18 protein-coding genes are annotated in these 16,100 nt (G+C 60.3%); 12 read left to right on the top strand and 6 right to left on the bottom strand.

Translation table 11 applies throughout. The features are described 5' to 3' along the window. Positions 1 to 100 precede the first annotated feature (100 nt). The 3 genes from BSU04_RS37595 to gpmA form a co-directional block, all read right to left on the bottom strand. Entirely contained in the window at positions 101 to 859 is a 759-nt protein-coding gene (locus BSU04_RS37595; protein ID WP_089165298.1) for a HesA/MoeB/ThiF family protein, read from the bottom strand. A 294-nt stretch (positions 860 to 1,153) separates the two neighbouring features. After that, positions 1,154 to 2,767 carry a S41 family peptidase gene (locus BSU04_RS37590; protein ID WP_089165297.1) on the bottom strand — a complete coding sequence of 538 codons (1,614 nt, stop codon included), beginning with the start codon at positions 2,765 to 2,767 and terminating at the stop codon, positions 1,154 to 1,156. Between the two features lie 570 nt (positions 2,768 to 3,337). Continuing rightward, positions 3,338 to 4,084 (bottom strand): 2,3-diphosphoglycerate-dependent phosphoglycerate mutase, encoded by a 747-nt coding sequence (gpmA, locus tag BSU04_RS37585; RefSeq protein WP_062090106.1) that lies wholly within the window; start codon positions 4,082 to 4,084, stop codon positions 3,338 to 3,340. 202 nt (positions 4,085 to 4,286) lie between these two features. Here gpmA and BSU04_RS37580 point away from each other — a divergent pair, with 202 nt between their 5' ends. The 4 genes from BSU04_RS37580 to BSU04_RS37565 all read left to right on the top strand — a co-directional run bounded on the left by BSU04_RS37580 (position 4,287) and on the right by BSU04_RS37565 (position 6,601). Beyond that, positions 4,287 to 4,712, top strand: a complete 426-nt coding sequence (locus BSU04_RS37580; RefSeq protein ID WP_089165296.1) for a rhodanese-like domain-containing protein — start codon at positions 4,287 to 4,289, stop codon at positions 4,710 to 4,712. Further along, positions 4,709 to 4,969, top strand: a complete 261-nt coding sequence (gene grxC, locus BSU04_RS37575; protein ID WP_089165295.1) for a glutaredoxin 3 — start codon at positions 4,709 to 4,711, stop codon at positions 4,967 to 4,969. Before BSU04_RS37580 ends, grxC begins: the two co-directional genes overlap by 4 nt. A 135-nt stretch (positions 4,970 to 5,104) precedes the next feature. Continuing rightward, positions 5,105 to 5,578, top strand: coding sequence for a protein-export chaperone SecB (gene secB / locus BSU04_RS37570; protein WP_089165294.1), 474 nt, complete (start codon positions 5,105 to 5,107; stop codon positions 5,576 to 5,578). Between the two features lie 24 nt (positions 5,579 to 5,602). After that, the gene (locus tag BSU04_RS37565; RefSeq protein ID WP_089165293.1) at positions 5,603 to 6,601 is read left to right on the top strand and encodes an NAD(P)H-dependent glycerol-3-phosphate dehydrogenase; all 999 of its coding nucleotides are present in this window, start codon (positions 5,603 to 5,605) and stop codon (positions 6,599 to 6,601) included. A gap of 32 nt (positions 6,602 to 6,633) precedes the next feature. Here the strand turns inward: BSU04_RS37565 and trmL are convergent, their stop codons facing one another. Both trmL and BSU04_RS37555 read right to left on the bottom strand, forming a co-directional pair. Beyond that, positions 6,634 to 7,104 carry a tRNA (uridine(34)/cytosine(34)/5-carboxymethylaminomethyluridine(34)-2'-O)-methyltransferase TrmL gene (gene trmL / locus BSU04_RS37560; RefSeq protein WP_089165292.1) on the bottom strand — a complete coding sequence of 157 codons (471 nt, stop codon included), beginning with the start codon at positions 7,102 to 7,104 and terminating at the stop codon, positions 6,634 to 6,636. 19 nt (positions 7,105 to 7,123) lie between these two features. Beyond that, complete coding sequence (locus BSU04_RS37555) at positions 7,124 to 7,927, bottom strand: ComF family protein (protein ID WP_373452913.1); 804 nt, start codon at positions 7,925 to 7,927, stop codon at positions 7,124 to 7,126. A gap of 157 nt (positions 7,928 to 8,084) precedes the next feature. On the opposite strand from BSU04_RS37555, the gene BSU04_RS37550 reads away from it, so the two are divergent. The 8 genes from BSU04_RS37550 (at position 8,085) to BSU04_RS37515 (ending at position 15,528) form a co-directional block, all read left to right on the top strand. Further along, the gene (locus BSU04_RS37550) at positions 8,085 to 9,056 is read left to right on the top strand and encodes a methyltransferase domain-containing protein (protein WP_089165291.1); all 972 of its coding nucleotides are present in this window, start codon (positions 8,085 to 8,087) and stop codon (positions 9,054 to 9,056) included. A 332-nt stretch (positions 9,057 to 9,388) separates the two neighbouring features. Further along, complete coding sequence (locus BSU04_RS37545) at positions 9,389 to 9,865, top strand: DUF2244 domain-containing protein (RefSeq protein ID WP_089165290.1); 477 nt, start codon at positions 9,389 to 9,391, stop codon at positions 9,863 to 9,865. Between the two features lie 218 nt (positions 9,866 to 10,083). Next, positions 10,084 to 11,739, top strand: coding sequence for a cytochrome c oxidase subunit II (gene coxB, locus BSU04_RS37540; RefSeq protein ID WP_089165289.1), 1,656 nt, complete (start codon positions 10,084 to 10,086; stop codon positions 11,737 to 11,739). A gap of 90 nt (positions 11,740 to 11,829) precedes the next feature. Beyond that, positions 11,830 to 13,467, top strand: a complete 1,638-nt coding sequence (gene ctaD, locus BSU04_RS37535; protein ID WP_089165288.1) for a cytochrome c oxidase subunit I — start codon at positions 11,830 to 11,832, stop codon at positions 13,465 to 13,467. A 117-nt stretch (positions 13,468 to 13,584) separates the two neighbouring features. After that, positions 13,585 to 13,725, top strand: a complete 141-nt coding sequence (locus tag BSU04_RS46860) for a cytochrome oxidase small assembly protein (protein ID WP_089165287.1) — start codon at positions 13,585 to 13,587, stop codon at positions 13,723 to 13,725. A 5-nt stretch (positions 13,726 to 13,730) separates the two neighbouring features. Beyond that, a complete protein-coding gene (locus tag BSU04_RS37525; protein ID WP_089165286.1) occupies positions 13,731 to 14,303 on the top strand; it encodes a cytochrome c oxidase assembly protein in 573 nt (190 codons plus the stop codon). 69 nt (positions 14,304 to 14,372) lie between these two features. Further along, a complete protein-coding gene (locus BSU04_RS37520; protein ID WP_089165285.1) occupies positions 14,373 to 14,579 on the top strand; it encodes a DUF2970 domain-containing protein in 207 nt (68 codons plus the stop codon). 91 nt (positions 14,580 to 14,670) lie between these two features. Further along, a complete protein-coding gene (locus tag BSU04_RS37515; protein WP_089165284.1) occupies positions 14,671 to 15,528 on the top strand; it encodes a cytochrome c oxidase subunit 3 in 858 nt (285 codons plus the stop codon). Positions 15,529 to 15,878: 350 nt separating this feature from the next. Here the strand turns inward: BSU04_RS37515 and BSU04_RS37510 are convergent, their stop codons facing one another. Further along, a complete protein-coding gene (locus BSU04_RS37510) occupies positions 15,879 to 16,088 on the bottom strand; it encodes a twin transmembrane helix small protein (protein WP_089165283.1) in 210 nt (69 codons plus the stop codon). Positions 16,089 to 16,100: the final 12 nt, after the last annotated feature.

Below are 16,100 nucleotides of genomic sequence, written 5' to 3'. Positions count from 1 at the left end.
AAAATTGGAGAACTCTTAAATTTGAGACAGCGGCGTGAATCGACGTTCGTGTGGCAAGTTGGGCGGGCTTTGGCATGGCGCGGCCATCGCCTTGAACAGACTATTTCTGTGCGTGTATTCCGCATACCGGGCAGTCGGTCTGTCGTGTGATGCGCATTGTGTTCCATTCCATGCGCATCGAATCAAGCATCATCAGGCGGCCTTGCAGCGTCGTACCGAACCCGCCGATCACGCGTAACGCCTCGGCGGCCTGCATGGCGCCGATGATTCCGACCGTCGGCGAGAAGACGCCCATGGTCGAGCATGCGACTTCCTCGAACGCTTCGTCCGGCGGGAACACACATGCATAGCAGGGGGATTCGGCGCAGCGGAAGTCGAAAGTGCTGATCTGGCCGTCGAAGCGCAGCGCGGCACCCGACACCAGCGGCACGCCGTGGGCGAAGCACGCAGCGTTGATCGCGTGGCGGGTGGCGAAGTTATCGGTGCAATCGAGGACGACAGTCGCGTGTGGGACGTGGGCGTCGAGCCAGGCAGCATCGGCGCGAACGGCGGCTGTGGTCACCTTTACGCCGGGGTTGAGCGCGGCGAGCGTAGCGCGGGCCGAATCCACCTTCGGTGAACCGACCGATGCGCTCACGTGCAGGATCTGGCGCTGGAGATTGGTGAGATCGACGGAATCGGCATCGACCAGCGTGATCTCTCCCACCCCTGCCGCTGCCAGATACATGGCGGCAGGAGACCCGAGCCCACCCGCGCCAATGATGATGGCGTGCGCATCGAGAAAGCGTTGTTGCGCTTCAATGCCGATTTCATCGACGAGGATGTGGCGGGAGTAGCGGAGAAGCTGATCGTCGTTCATCGAGCGCTCAAGTAGGCTTCGACCGGTACGCCTGGCAGCAGGAGACAGACGCGCGATCGCGAAACCGCCATTTTAATCGCGTGTCGAGGGGAGTTGGTGCAGAGCGCTCACCCGGTCCCATGCGATCGCAGGAAGCTGAGGGTCGAAGCGAGAAGCGTTGGGGAGGGGGGCAGCGGGCAACGGGAGCGGCACCTGGGGTTGTGCCGGAAGACGTTTAGTTTAATTCTTTGCTGCTAGCCGCTGAATCAGTCGGCGCGGCTATCAAGCGCGCGCCGACTGAAACTGAGACAAAACTTACTGTATAGCCGAAGCGGGCACCGGTGCGGACGCGGGCGCCGGCGACGCGTCGGCACCCGGCACACCGGAGGCAGGCGTTGATTCCGCTCCCGGTGTAACCGGCAACGCTGGTTTGACAGCAATAGGCGCCGAAGCCGATGGAGCCGGCTTATCCTGCGCCAGCTTCCGTTCGGAATAAGACTTCGACTCCTGCACCGGCTTGCCTTCCAGCTTGTTCAGCGCTTGCGTGAGCATGAAGTCATCGGCCGTGCCGAAATCGACCGGCTTGCGCTCGCGATCCTTACGGCGTTGCTCCGGCGTCTTCTTGTCGTTTTGCTCTTCAAGAATCCGCAGTTGCTCGAGCCGGTCCGCTTCGCGGGCTTCCTGTTCCTTCTTCTCGTTCGGATCCTGCGTATTGGCCAGGTGGTTCGAGTAATCCACTTCGCGGGTGACGAGCGCGTCGTCTGGATCACCTTCAGCGTATTGATCGACCGGAACGTCCGGGCGGATGCCCTTGTTCTGGATCGACCTGCCGCTCGGCGTGTAGTAATAAGCAGTGGTCAGGCGCAGCGCGGTGTCGGCGGTCATCGGCCGGACGGTCTGCACAGAGCCCTTGCCAAACGTGGTCTTGCCGACAATCAACGCGCGATGATGATCCTGCAGCGCGCCCGCGACGATCTCGGACGCCGACGCGGAGTACGCATTGGTCAATACGACCATGGGTACCTTCTTGAAGATTTCCGGCAGGTTCTTCAGCGGATCGGAGTCGAAGGAGGGCAGGCGATAGTTGTCGTACGTATCGCGGAAAGTTTGCTTCGCGTCCGCGATTTGTCCGTTCGTCGACACGACCACTGCGTTATCCGGCAGGAACGCGCCAGCTACGCCAACCGCGCTCTGCAGCAAACCGCCGCCGTTGTTACGCAGGTCAAGCACGAGCCCCTTCAGGTCCGGCTGCTGGCGCGCGAGATCTTGCAGCTTCGCGGCGAGATCCGGCACCGTGCGTTCCTGGAAGCTCGTGATCCGGATGTAGCCGTAACCCGGAGCCGGAACCTTCATCTTCACGCTCTGCACGCGGATGATTGCGCGCGTGACGGTGACCGGGAAGGTCCGGTCGTCCGTCTTGCGGAAGATGGTCAGCGTGACCTTCGTGCCCGGATCGCCGCGCATTTGCTTGACGGCGTTATCCAGCGTCATGCCGCGAACCGGCTTGTCGTTGATGCGCGTGATCAGGTCACCCGGGCGAATGCCGGCATGGAACGCCGGCGTATCTTCGATAGGCGAAATCACCTTGATCAAGCCATCTTCCGCCGAAATCTCGATACCTAGACCCGCGAAGCGACCTTTGGTCTGCTCCTGGAGTTCTTCGTAATCGGTTTTGTCGAGATATGACGAATGCGGATCGAGGCTCGACACCATGCCCTTGATAGCCGCGGTGAGGAGCTTTTTATCGTCGACCGGCTCGACGTATTCATGCTTGATTTGCCCGAATACTTCGGCAAACAACCGCAATTGATCGAGCGGGAGAGGCGCGGTGGCTGCTTGCTGGGCGGATGCGGAGAGTTGCAGCGTTGCAAATACGCCGGTAGCAAGGCCCGCGGCGATCAGGCCGATATTTTTCAGGTTCTTTCGCATAGAGTCTGTTGCGGTCGAAAGCGGATTAGGCTGCGTCGTGGTTGACTGGGCAGTATAACTGCAAGCCCCGGACCACGACTTAAACGCAGCTTAAAGGGCATCGCCGGAAAATGAATGGGCGGGTTCTTTTTTGTGCGGCGGTTTCCAAAGCATTATTCGCCCGCAAATGTCGGGCCCGGTTTAAAGGTGATACGGGAAGCGCGAGATCGAACGGCATATTTCCGCGGTTCGGACGCGCATCCGGACGAAGCGGGCTGGTGAGCAGAAAGGATGAAAAATCCGCGCGCGCTCGCCTGGATGCCGGCCAAAATCTGGACGGTGCCGGCTGAAAGTTTGCCTTCACCATTCACCATAAAGCCGCGTTGCGAGGCGCGTAAAACACCGATCGCGTAAGCGAACCGGCAGGCGACCTCGTACGGCCAATGGCTCGTGCGTACATGCGGTGAACTCCGCTGAGCACCACGAGCTTCGGACACAGCGAGGAAAAAATCGCACGCTGTTTCAAAAGCCAACGGTCAGGAGTGCCGGATCAGAGCACCCGCACCGTCGGTCATCCTGAAACAAAAGCCCTCAACCCGCCTTCCCTTGTTTCGCGACGGCCGCTTGCGCCTTGGCGATTGCTTCCGGGTCGCCGAGATAATAGTGCTTGATCGGCTTCAGGTTTTCGTCGAGTTCATATACGAGTGGCACGCCGTTCGGGACGTTCAGGCCAACGATGTCGTCGTCGGAAATGCCGTCCAGATATTTGATCAGCGCGCGCATGGAGTTGCCGTGCGCGGCGATCAGCACCCGCTTGCCCGACTTGATGGCCGGTGCAATGGACTCGTTCCAGATGGGCATGACGCGGGCGACCGTGTCCTTCAGGCATTCGGTCAGCGGCAACTGCTCGCGCGGCACTTTTGCATAGCGAGGGTCGTTGAACGACGTGCGTTCGTCGGACGGATCGAGTGCGGGCGGCGGCGTGTCGTAGCTTCTGCGCCAGATCAGCACTTGCTCGTCGCCGTATTTCTTGGCGGTTTCAGCCTTGTTCAGGCCGGAGAGCGCGCCGTAATGACGCTCGTTCAGCCGCCACGAATGGACAACCGGCAAGTACATTTCATCCATCTGGTCTTGCACGTGCCAGAGCGTGCGGATCGCGCGCTTGAGCACTGAGGTGTAGGCCAAGTCAAAGCTGAAGCCGGCTTCCTTCAGCAGCAGGCCGGCCTGCTGCGCCTCACGGTTGCCTTGTTCAGTCAGGTCGACGTCGACCCAGCCTGTGAATCGGTTTTCCTTGTTCCACGTGGATTCGCCGTGGCGGATGAGCACTAGCTTGTACATGATGTCCGTTGAGAGGTCGGTTAGTTAGGAAGCGGCAAAAAAAGCTGGAAACTGGCATCGATTCTGTGCGGCAAAGCGTTCTGGCGCAACTCGGCCGATCGGCCGAGGCCATCGCGGAGGACGGTTATTTTATAATGGCTGGATTGTCCCGATTTTTTTCGACCTTTTCATTTTTCCACACTCCCAATCCGGCGGTCCCGACGTGAAGTTTTTCACCGATTACACCAACCTTGTACTTATCGCCGTCGCCCTCATTTCTGGTGGGTTGCTGCTTTGGCCGTCGATTGCCCGGCGCGGCCGCGGAGGGGTTTCCGCTCCCGAGGCCATTCAACTGATCAACCGGCGTAACGCCTCTGTGATCGACGTGCGGCCGGCCGCCGAGTATTCGAAAGGGCATCTGCCGGCGGCGCGGAACTTCGAGATTTCGGAGCTTCAAGCAAAAATTGGCCAAATCGCGAAGAATAAGAGCAATCCGGTCTTGCTCGTATGTCAGACCGGCCAACAGTCCCAGAAGGCGAGCCAGATCGTGAGCGATGCCGGTTACGCCGAAGTCCACGTATTGCAGGGCGGGTTGGATGCCTGGCAAAAAGCCGGCATGCCGGTCGTGAAACAAGGAGCGGTAAAGTGAATAAAGTGATCATGTACAGCACGCAAGTGTGCCCGTATTGCCAGATGGCCGAACGTCTACTAAAGTCGCGCGGCGTCGAAAACGTCGAGAAAGTGCTGATCGACCGTGATCCGGCGCGGCGTGAAGAAATGATGACACGTACGGGGCGCCGTACGGTGCCGCAAGTGTTTATCGGCGAAACGCATGTTGGCGGTTACGACGATCTTTCCGCGCTCGATCGCAAAGGTGGCCTGGTGCCGCTACTCGCAACCGTCTGAATATAGATTGCGGACCGTCGGGCCGGGCGCGTCGGCCTGAATACGTTCGCTGCGCAATTAAGCAGCCCGCTGCCTTCAGCCGGAAAAAACCGGAAAAGTCGCGGGCAGCACATTAAATAATCAAGGGAAACAACCATGTCTGACGACAACAACCAGCCGTTCTTCAACATCCAGCGCATCTACTTGAAGGACATGTCGCTCGAGCAGCCCAATTCGCCGGGCATCTTCCTTGAGCAGGAAATGCCGTCGGTGGAAGTGGAAGTGGACGTGAAGGCAGAGCGCCTGGCGGAAAGCGTGTTTGAAGTGCTGGTAACGGGCACCGTGACCGCGAAGGTGACCGACAAGGTCGCGTTCCTGATCGAAGCCAAGCAAGCCGGTATTTTCGATATCCGCAACATTCCCGCCGATCAAATCGATCCGCTGGTCGGCATTGCGTGTCCGACCATCCTGTTCCCGTACCTGCGCTCGAACATTGCCGACGCCATCACCCGCGCCGGTTTCCCGCCGATCCACCTCGCCGAGATCAACTTCCAGGCGCTGTACGAACAACGTATTTCCCAGTTGTCGGCCGCTCAGGAAGGCGTGGCCAACGGCGCGACGCTTAACTAAATCCCGCATATTCCGGAGCCGGGCATGCAAGTAGCCGTTCTCGGCGCCGGTGCGTGGGGCACCGCACTGGCTGGCCATCTGGCCGCTCGCCACCCTACGGTGCTCTGGGCGCGCGACCGCGCGCTCATCGAGTCCCTGTCTCAAACGCACGAAAACGAGCGCTATCTGCGCGGCATAACGCTGCCCGCAGCGCTTCAGTACGAGCCTGATCTCGCCGCAGCGCTGGCCCACGGCGCAGCTGAAGACGCGCTGTGCGTGGTTGCAGCGCCGGTCGCAGGCTTGCGCGCGTTATGCCGCAATATGCGTGAACTGGGTATTGTTCCGGCGCATATCGTCTGGTTGTGCAAAGGCTTCGAAGCCGATACGCAATGCCTGCCGAACGAGGTGGTGTTGGCCGAACTACCGCAGCACGCGAGCAACGGCACGCTTTCCGGACCAAGCTTCGCGCGTGAGGTCGGGCAGGGTTTGCCGGTGGCGCTGACGGTCGCAAGCGCGTCGGCAACGCTTGGTGAACGGACTGTGGCCGCGCTTCATCACGGCGCCATGCGCATTTATACCGGCGACGACGTAATTGGCGTGGAAGTGGGCGGCGCGGTGAAGAACGTGCTGGCCATTGCAACCGGCATTGCCGATGGCCTTGGCCTGGGCCTGAACGCCCGGGCGGCGCTGATTACGCGCGGACTGGCCGAGATGTCACGGCTCGGCGTAGCATTGGGCGGGCGCGCGGAAACCTTCACCGGCCTGACCGGGCTCGGCGACCTGATTCTTACCGCTACAGGTGATTTGTCACGCAATCGCACGGTCGGCATGCAGTTGGCGACAGGCCGTTCGCTCACCGACATTCTCGCGGCCCTCGGTCATGTAGCCGAGGGCGTTCGATGCGCGCGTGCCGTGCTGGCGCTGGCCGAGTCTCACGGCATCGACATGCCGATCACACACGCGGTATGTCGCGTGTTATTCGAAAATGTCGCGCCGCGCGACGCCGTTCACGCGTTGTTAAGCCGCGACGCAAAAGCGGAGTGACGGTTCTCAGGCGCGCGGAGACTGCGCGAAGACTATTCGCCGCCTTCGAACCCTGTCTGACGCCATGCCTCGAATGTCACGACCGCCACCGTATTCGATAAATTCAAACTCCTGTTCCCCGGCCGCATAGGCAACCGCACGCGCCGGTCGTTCGTGAATTGCGTGAGTACCGCGTCCGACAAGCCCCGGGTTTCCGCGCCGAAGACGAACCAGTCACCCGCCCTGAATGTATGCCCGAAAAATGGCGTTGAGCCGCGCGTGGTGAACGCAAACATGCGGCTCACTTCGGGCGCCTCGGTCTCGAGGAAGGTCTCCCAGTTCGGATGTACATGCATCTGCGCGTACTCGTGGTAGTCGAGGCCGGCGCGGCGCATCTTGGCGTCATCGAGAGGGAAACCGAGCGGTTCGATCAAATGCAGGCGGGCGCCGGTATTGGCGCATAGCCGGATCACGTTGCCGGTGTTCGGTGGAATTTCAGGTTCGACCAGTACGACATTGAACATAAGCGATAACCCGTGAAAATTAGTCTTGCGGCGTGCGCAGCGCGACGAAGTTGGTGACACGCCGAGCGCCGGCGGCTTTCAGCGTAAAGGCCAGCGCGTCGAGGGTGGCACCGGAGGTCATGACGTCATCGACGATACCCACGTGCTGGCCGCGTATCTCGCGCAGCACCGTGAACGCATTGCCGACGTTTTTGCGCCGCGTATCGAGATCGAGTTTTGCTTGCGGTGCCGTGTCCCTGGTGCGCTCGATCAGCGTTGCGTCCGCGAACGAGCCGAGCCGGCGCGCAAGCGGTTTCCCGATCGACCACGCCTGGTTGTAACCGCGCGTCCTCAGGCGCCGTGGCGACAGCGGCACAGGTGCGACGACATCCGGTGCCTCGGTGTTTGTGCCCTCGAATGCGGCGTGCAACTGGCGCGCAAACTCGTCGGCCGTTGACAGCCGCGCGTGGAACTTGAGATCGAGTGCGAGTGTATCGAGCGGCGCATGATAGTCGGCCAGCGCGATGGTCGCGTCGAAATGCGGGGGCTCCGCCATACACCGCCTGCAAGGCAAATGCGCACTACTTTTAGCGCCAGCGGATGCGGCCGATGCCGCAGCAAGAACTGGTACGGGCAATGCACAAACCGGACACCTTGTGCGTGTCTGGTTCCAATACTGTTCATCGCAACCGGCACACAACACCTTCTGCGACAAATTGCCACACAATGCGCACTGACTGGGCAGCGCGATGTCGCGCATCTGGCCAAGCCGCCGCAGCGCCGTGGCAGAAGCCGCGCGCAGCGAGCCTGGACCGCGCCATACGACATCAAACCGTAGATTCATACGTTCGATCCAAAGAATGCGTGGCAGCGCAAAAATCTGCCCTGAGTGAGCGGGCGAGCGCGTATGGGAACCGGCGGAAACCGTTGCACTGCCTGGTTTGGCTGAACGTTTCAGGAATCGACCGAGTATACTTCGCACTCTTAGAAAGTAGGTTGTCATGTCCCCAACTTCCGCCAACGCTGGCCGTCCGGCCTACGATTCGCGCCGTCTGCAGCAAATTTTCGACCGTCGCGCCGTGACGTTCGATGACGTCGCGTTCCTGCCGCGCGAGATCGCGCAGCGCATGCGCGAGCGGCTCGACTACATCAAGGTAACGCCGGTGCGCGTGCTCGACGCGGGCTGCGGCATGGGCGCCGACCTGCCGGGCCTGCGCGAGCGTTTCGCTGATGCGTCGGTGCTCGGCATGGATTTGTCGGCGGCAATGCTGGCCCGGGCGAACCAGGCCGAGACGGCCGAGTCCGACGCCAACGCCGGCTGGCGGCGGTTTCTTCCTGCCACGCTGGGCAAGGCATTCGGGGCGCGCGGCCCGCAACTGGCGCAGGGCGACTTCGCTCACCTGCCATTTGTTGCAGGCGCGTTCGAGATGCTTTGGTCGAATCTCGCGCTGCACTGGAACGCGCGGCCCGACCTCGTATTTCCCGAGTGGGCACGTGTGCTCAAGGTGAACGGCCTTCTGATGTTCAGCACGCTCGGTCCCGACACATTGAAAGAGCTCAGCGGCGCGTACGCGCAGGCGGAAAAATCACTGGGCCTGGCACCGCAGCGCCACACCATCGAATTCGTCGATATGCACGATCTCGGTGACATGCTGGTCGAGAGCGGTTTCGAGATTCCGGTGATGGATCAGGAGGTGCTGACAATCACGTACAAGTCGCCGGAATCGCTGCTGAAGGACGTGCGCCGCTGGGGTGCATATCCGCGTGACGCTGCGCCGCAAACCCATGCTCGCGCGTTGCGTGACGCGCTTCACGCGGCGCTTGAAGCGCGCCGCCGCGAAGATGGCACGATCCCGCTGACCTTCGAAGTGATCTATGGTCACGCATGGAAGGCGGTGCCGCGAATGACGGCGGAAGGGCACGGTATCGTGAGGCTTGAAGACATAGGACGAGGCTCAAAACGGAGCAAGTAAACCAGTCAAAAAGGCCTTTCCCACCCCTCGATTACTCGCGTTGACAAGCATCCAAAAGGATGCGGCAAAAGGGCGCAGAGGCTTGTGCGGCTTGGCTTTGCGGCGTGCACCACCTTGCTTGTGGATGCTGGGCAACGCGCCTATAATGCGTCAGTTTGTCGCCGGGCTGGCATGGTTTTGGGTGCATTCCGAACGATTGGCGGTGGGCAATAGGTGTGCAGGAAGCGAACAGGAAGCGAACATCAGTTGAGCAATAGTTGAGCAATACGCGGCGCGGGTGAGACAAATCTGACGCGGGAATCTGACGCGGGAATTTGACGCGGGAGGCGGCGATGCAAGCAACGGATCTGCCGATGGACACCGAACCGGTCGTAAAGGACTGGTTGATCAAGCGGAACTGTTCTGTCTCGCCGCGGCAATTCGTGGCGTTCTACGTGTCGCTCGCACTGTTTTCGTTGCTGATCGCGAGTTTGCTGGTGTGGGCAGGCGCTTGGCTGGTGCTGCCTTTTACGGGTATCGAGTTGCTGGCGGTCGGCATCGCGTTCGTCATTTATGCGCGGCATGCTGTCGACTACGAGCGGATTCTGCTGTTTCACGACCGGCTGCTGATCGAGCGGATGGATGCAGAAACGCTCACGCAGATGGAGTTCAATCCGCGTTGGGTGAGAGTGGAACCGGGAGCAACGCCGAGGGATCCCGTGAAGCTGGTGTCGCGGGGGGAGTCGGTACCGGTCGGGATATATCTGGCGCAGCATCGTCGCAAGCAGTTCGCCGTCGAGTTGCGGATGTGGCTGAGGCGCTGCGGTTGATGGTCTGACAGTGCGGCGGCTGGGCGCGTTCAGAATGTCCGAATCGCAGCACTCCGCAAAAAAGCGCGGAGCCGGACAGGGCGGAAAGTACGCCGCAAGGAATTACGCAGGAAGTACGTTGCAAGCGGCACACGCATCGACACGCGCCGCCGAGTAGATCGTTTCCAGGGGAGGCGATGCATGAGTCGGACGGGTGCATACGGGGGTCGAGGGTCTGAATGGAAATTTTGGGTAAGGAAGCTATGAAAACAATCAAGCGAGCCCTGTCGGGCGTGCTGGCGTTAAGCGGACTCCTGTTCGCCGGCGCAGCCCTGGCGGTCAACGACAGTCCCGGCGGTCCTGGAGTGAATGAACTCAACTTCCAGACGCCGGTGACGAAGATCGCCGAAGAGCTCTACAGCCTCCATACGTTCATGCTGATCATCTGCACGGTGATTTTCCTCGGCGTGTTCGGCGTGATGTTCTATTCGGTCCTGATGCACCGGAAGTCGAAAGGACACAAGGCTTCGAATTTCCACGAAAGCACCACCGTCGAAATCATCTGGACGATCGTTCCGTTCGTGATCGTCGTGCTGATGGCGTTGCCGGCCACGAAGGCCGTCGTCGCCATGAAAGACACCACCAACGCCGACCTGACCGTGAAGGTCACCGGTTATCAGTGGAAGTGGGGCTACGACTACGTGAAGGGGCAGGGCGAAGGCATCAACTTCCTGTCCACGCTCTCCACCCCGCGTAGCGAAGTGAACGGCCAGGCGCCGATCACCGACCTGTATCTGCAGGAAGTCGACAACCCGCTCGTGGTTCCGGTCGACAAGAAAATCCGCATCATCACGACCGCCAACGACGTCGTCCACTCGTGGTACGTCCCGGCATTCGGTGTGAAGCAGGACGCGATCCCCGGCTTCGTGCGCGACACGTGGTTCAAGGCCGAGAAGACCGGTACGTTCCGAGGCTTCTGTACCGAGCTGTGCGGCAAGGAACACGCGTACATGCCGGTCGTGGTCGTCGTGCTGTCGGCTGAAGACTACACGGCGTGGGTCGATGGCCAGAAGAAGAAAATGGCCGCCAGCGCGGACGATCCGAACAAGACCTACACGATGGACGAGCTGAAGGCGCGCGGCGCGCAGGTCTATACGTCGAATTGCGCGGTCTGCCACCAGCCGACCGGCAAGGGAGCAGGTCAATTCCCGGCGCTAGATGGCAGCAAGATCGCCAACGGCCCGATCGCGGGCCACGTGAGCATTGTGCTTAAGGGCAAGGGCGCGATGCCGAATTGGGGCGCGACGCTCAATGACGTCGAGATCGCGTCGGTGATCACGTACGAGCGCAATACCTGGGGTAACCACACGGGCGACATCCTGCAACCCATGCAAGTCGCTGACGCACGTAACGGCAAGATGCCCGCAGGCGGCGACCATCTGGCGGGCGCAGGTGCTGCGGCCGGTTCGGATGCAGCGGCGAGCGGCGCTGCGGGTGCTTCGGACGCAGCAAGCGCGGCTCCGGCGGCGTCTGCAGCGCCGGCATCCGGGGCTGCGTCGGACGCCTCGGCTCCGGCGGCTTCGCTGCCGGCGAGCGTGTATTTCGAGACGGGCAAGGATGCTTTGCCTGCCGATGCCGCCAGTGCGATCCAGGCTGCAGCCGATTATGCGAAGGCGCATCCGGACGCGAAGCTGACGCTGTCAGGTTTCACCGACGCAACCGGCTCCGCCGCGAAGAACGCCGAACTGGCGAAGACGCGCGCGCAGGCCGTTCGCGACGCGCTGAAGGCTGCAGGCGTGGCGGAAGACCGCATTATTTTGAAGAAGCCGGAAACGATCACGGGCGGTGCTGACGCGAGAGAAGCACGGCGTGTAGAGATCAGTCCGGCTGCCTGACGGTCGTACCCATTCGGCCAGCTTCCTTCTGAAAGGAAGCTGGCGTAGCGTATGCCCCAAGTGCCGCAGTATTCGCTTTAGGAGATTGTCATGTCTAGCATCGGACACGATGTAACCGCGGGCCACGAACATGGCCACGCTCATGATCACGGTCATGACCACGACGAGCACGCGCACGAACTGCCGTATGGCTGGCGTCGCTGGCTGTTCGCGACGAACCACAAGGACATCGGGACGTTGTACCTGTTGTTCTCGTTCATCATGTTCCTGTCAGGGGGCGTGATGGCGCTGATGATCCGCGCCGAGCTCTTCGAGCCTGGCCTGCAGATCATGCGTCCCGAGTTCTTCAACCAGTTGACCACCATGCACGGCCTGATCATGGTGTTCGGCGCGATCATGCCGGCGTTCGTCGGTTTCGCGAACTGGCAGATTCCGCTGCAGATTGGTGCGTCGGACATGGCCTTCGCGCGGATGAACAACTTCAGCTTCTGGCTGCTGCCGGTGGCGGCCATCCTGCTGATCACGTCGTTCTTCGTTCCCGGCGGCGCGACCGCTGCCGGCTGGACGCTGTACGCGCCGCTCTCCACGCAGATGGGCCCGGGCATGGACTTCGCCATTTTCGCGATCCACTTGATGGGTGCGTCGTCAATCATGGGCGGTATCAATATCGTCGTGACGATCCTGAACATGCGCGCGCCCGGCATGACGCTGATGAAGATGCCGATGTTCTGCTGGACCTGGCTGATCACCGCCTACCTGTTGATTGCCGTGATGCCGGTGCTGGCAGGCGCGATCACCATGGTGCTGTTCGATCGCCACTTCGGCACGTCGTTCTTCAACGCAGCAGGCGGCGGCGACCCTGTGATGTACCAGCATATCTTCTGGTTCTTCGGGCATCCCGAGGTGTACATCATGATCTTGCCGGCGTTCGGGATTGTGTCGCAGGTGATCCCGGCATTCTCGCGCAAGCCTTTGTTCGGCTATAGCTCGATGGTGTATGCCACGTCGTCCATCGCGATTCTCTCGTTCATGGTCTGGGCGCACCATATGTTCGCCACCGGCATGCCGGTGACGGGCCAGCTCTTCTTCATGTACGCGACCATGCTGATCGCGGTGCCGACGGGCGTTAAGGTGTTCAACTGGGTCGCAACCATGTGGCGCGGTTCGTTGAGCTTCGAATCTCCCATGCTGTTTGCCATCGGCTTCCTGTTCGTGTTCACCATGGGCGGTTTCACGGGCCTGATCCTCTCCATGGCGCCGCTTGATATCCAGATGCACGGCACTTATTACGTGGTGGCGCACTTCCACTACGTGCTGGTGGCGGGGTCGCTGTTCGCGCTCTTCTCAGGCTGGTACTACTGGTCGCCGAAGTGGACGGGCTGGATGTACAACGAGACGCGCGGCAAGATCCATTTCTGGGCGTCGATGATCTTCTTCAACATCACCTTCTTCCCGATGCACTTCCTGGGCCTCGCCGGCATGCCGCGTCGTTATGCGGATTACCCGGCGCAGTTCACGGACTTCAACCAGGTCGCGACGATTGGCGCGTTTGGTTTCGGTCTGGCGCAGGTGTACTTCCTGTTCGCGGTGGCGTTGCCGGCGTATCGCGGCGGTGGCGATCTGGAGAAAGCCGGCGACAAGCCGTGGGACGGTGCCGAAGGTCTGGAATGGACCGTGCCGAGCCCGGCTCCGTTCCACACGTTCGAGCAGCCACCGCACGTCGAGTGAAATACCGGCAGCGTGTCCCGTTGCGTTGATACTGAAGCAATACGCGGCAATACGGGACGCGCGCCACGCAGGACAACGACAACGAAGCGCATGACTAGCGGAATAAAGCCTGAACGGATGACCCGGAATTCACAGAAGCAACGCACGCCCGCGCAAGTTCGCGCGGGCAACAAGCGGCTTGGCCTGATCCTGCTTGCCGTAGCCGCGGTGTTTTTCGCGGCGGTAGTCGTCGATCAGTACGTGCGATCGAGAGGCTAGGGAACGTGTCGACGCCTGAAGAGATCAAGGAAGATCGCGCGTTCAACCGCTCGATGATGGTCAAGCTGATTGTGGTGGCGGCGGCCATGTTCGGTTTTGGTTTTGCGCTGGTGCCCATGTATCGCGCGATCTGCTCGATTACCGGCATCAATAATCTCGTGCAGCGCGACGTCGGCGCAAGGGAAGCGAAGAATACGCAGGTCGACACGAGCCGCAAGATTTCCATCGAATTCGATGCAAATGCGCGCGGCCCGTTGCAGTTCAAGCCGGAACAGAACACGCTGGACGTGCATCCGGGCGAAGTGATGACGGTGATGTACCAGGTGACCAACCAGCAAGCCCGCACGGTTCAGGCGCAAGCCATTCCGAGCTACGCGCCCATGCAGGCCACCGAGTACTTCAAGAAGATAGAGTGCTTTTGCTTCACGCAGCAGACGTTGAAACCGAACGAGACGCGGCGCATGCCTGTGGTGTTCGTGGTGGATCCGAAACTGCCCAAAGATGTGAAAACGATCACGTTGTCGTACACGTTTTTTGAATTGACCGCGCCTGAGTCGGTGTCGCGAAGTGGTACTTAGTCACTGCGCTTGCGGCAAACACACGCGGCGAGGTAGTAGAAAAGCCGCGCCAGGCGGCGGAGACGTGAGATGGTTGAAACACAAAAGCAGGTGCCGAAGAACAGTTTTCTCCGGTTGCTGAAGGCGGTTTTCTGGTCGTTCTTCGGCGTGCGCCGTCGCAGCGATCTCGAAAGCGATGCCTCGTTGAAACCGCTGCATCTGATCGCGGCCGGGGTTATCGGGGCGGTGCTGTTTATCGTGGTGTTGCTGTTAGTGGTGCGCGCGGTGGTGGGATAAAGCCAGTGAAGTTGCTGCGGATGAAGTAAGCGGCGGCGGCGGCAGTGGCAGCAAAAAATTCAAGCAACTGGATCGAAGTGGAGAATCAATAATGAGCGGTCAAAACGAAAGCCCGTACTATTTCGTCCCGCAGCCGTCGAGACATCCGATCATGGCCGCCACCGGCCTGCTGATCTCGATGGCTTCGCTGGCGTCGTGGGTCAATGGTGAATCATGGGCGCCGATCACCTTTGTCGTCGGCCTGCTTTGGCTGCTGTACACACTGTGGCACTGGTTCGGCGACTCTATCGGGGAATCCGAAGGCGGGATGTACGGCAAGAATGTCGATTTGTCGTACCGGTGGAGCATGAGCTGGTTCATCTTCTCCGAAGTGATGTTCTTCGCGGCATTCTTCGGTGCGTTGTTCTACGCCCGGGAGATCGCGCTTCATGAGTTGGGCAGCCTCGATTACAAGCTGATCTGGCCGGACTTTACCGCCGTATGGCCGAACAACGGTCCTGCCGCGCTGGTATCGCACTTCCGCTCCATGACGCCGTGGCCGCTGCCGACAATCAACACGGCGCTGCTGCTGAGCTCAGGCGCCACGCTGACGGTCGCTCACCATGCGCTGCGCGAGAATCATCGGAATAAAACGATCATCTGGCTGGCCGCGACCGTGCTGCTTGGTCTGTGTTTCCTGTTTTGCCAAGGTTACGAATATTTTCACGCGTACAACGAATTGAACCTGACGCTGGCTTCTGGCGTGTACGGTTCGACGTTCTTCCTGCTGACGGGTTTTCACGGTTTCCACGTGTTTCTTGGCGGCACGATGCTCACCGTCGTTCTGGTACGTGTAATTCGCGGGCACTTCACGGCGGAGCATCACTTCGCGTTTGAAGGTGCCGCGTGGTACTGGCACTTCGTGGACGTGGTTTGGCTCGGACTGTACGTGGTGGTGTACTGGCTGTAAGCATTCAGGCAGCGTTCAGGCTGGCCAGATGCGATGAATCGATCCGCCGCATCTGGTCTGGCAGGAAGGTTTGAAGTGGATTGAAGCGAAGTGGATTGAAGCGAAGTGAATTGAAGCGAAGTAGATTCAAATAAACGAAGTCGATTGAAAAAGATGCTTTGCAAAGCGCCGCCTCGACCTGACTCGGGCGGCGTTTTGCTTTTGAATGCGGCTTGAAGCAATGTTGAGGAAGGAATTTCCTGCGCGGTTTTGTCGCAGCGTTGGGCGCGACGGCCCGCTACTATTCCGCGATCCCGGGCGAACCTTCGCGCTGCCGGAAGGCCCAACCCAAGCGTAACTTAAACCTTGACTCAGCGTCCGAGCGGAATCCCGGTGGACTGAATCCAGCCCATCCAGTGCGCGAACAGGATGAAGAGGAACAGCGAGATCGACAGCCCGACCCGCATGGCAAGTGACCACACCATGCGCTTGGTCTTGCCCTTGTCGGTCATCATGAAGTACAGCGCCGAACCCAGGCTCGCGATGATGAGAATGAATGCAACGGCAACGAATATGTGCATGAAAACAGCCAG

It is taken from the genome of Caballeronia sordidicola (genome assembly GCF_002220365.1).
In the GTDB taxonomy this organism is placed as follows: Bacteria; Pseudomonadota; Gammaproteobacteria; order Burkholderiales; family Burkholderiaceae; genus Caballeronia; species Caballeronia sordidicola_C.
This window is presented reverse-complemented; position numbering and strand designations above follow the sequence as displayed.

Coding starts and splice junctions, on each gene's coding strand:
- BSU04_RS37595 (WP_089165298.1), bottom strand. CDS start 859: ATGAACGACGATCAGCTTCTCCGCTACTCCCGCCACATCCTCGTCGAT.
- BSU04_RS37590 (WP_089165297.1), bottom strand. CDS start 2,767: ATGCGAAAGAACCTGAAAAATATCGGCCTGATCGCCGCGGGCCTTGCT.
- gpmA (WP_062090106.1), bottom strand. CDS start 4,084: ATGTACAAGCTAGTGCTCATCCGCCACGGCGAATCCACGTGGAACAAG.
- secB (WP_089165294.1), top strand. CDS start 5,105: ATGTCTGACGACAACAACCAGCCGTTCTTCAACATCCAGCGCATCTAC.
- BSU04_RS37565 (WP_089165293.1), top strand. CDS start 5,603: ATGCAAGTAGCCGTTCTCGGCGCCGGTGCGTGGGGCACCGCACTGGCT.
- trmL (WP_089165292.1), bottom strand. CDS start 7,104: ATGTTCAATGTCGTACTGGTCGAACCTGAAATTCCACCGAACACCGGC.
- BSU04_RS37555 (WP_373452913.1), bottom strand. CDS start 7,927: ATGAATCTACGGTTTGATGTCGTATGGCGCGGTCCAGGCTCGCTGCGC.
- BSU04_RS37550 (WP_089165291.1), top strand. CDS start 8,085: ATGTCCCCAACTTCCGCCAACGCTGGCCGTCCGGCCTACGATTCGCGC.
- BSU04_RS37545 (WP_089165290.1), top strand. CDS start 9,389: ATGCAAGCAACGGATCTGCCGATGGACACCGAACCGGTCGTAAAGGAC.
- coxB (WP_089165289.1), top strand. CDS start 10,084: ATGGAAATTTTGGGTAAGGAAGCTATGAAAACAATCAAGCGAGCCCTG.
- ctaD (WP_089165288.1), top strand. CDS start 11,830: ATGTCTAGCATCGGACACGATGTAACCGCGGGCCACGAACATGGCCAC.
- BSU04_RS46860 (WP_089165287.1), top strand. CDS start 13,585: ATGACCCGGAATTCACAGAAGCAACGCACGCCCGCGCAAGTTCGCGCG.
- BSU04_RS37520 (WP_089165285.1), top strand. CDS start 14,373: ATGGTTGAAACACAAAAGCAGGTGCCGAAGAACAGTTTTCTCCGGTTG.
- BSU04_RS37515 (WP_089165284.1), top strand. CDS start 14,671: ATGAGCGGTCAAAACGAAAGCCCGTACTATTTCGTCCCGCAGCCGTCG.
- BSU04_RS37510 (WP_089165283.1), bottom strand. CDS start 16,088: ATGCACATATTCGTTGCCGTTGCATTCATTCTCATCATCGCGAGCCTG.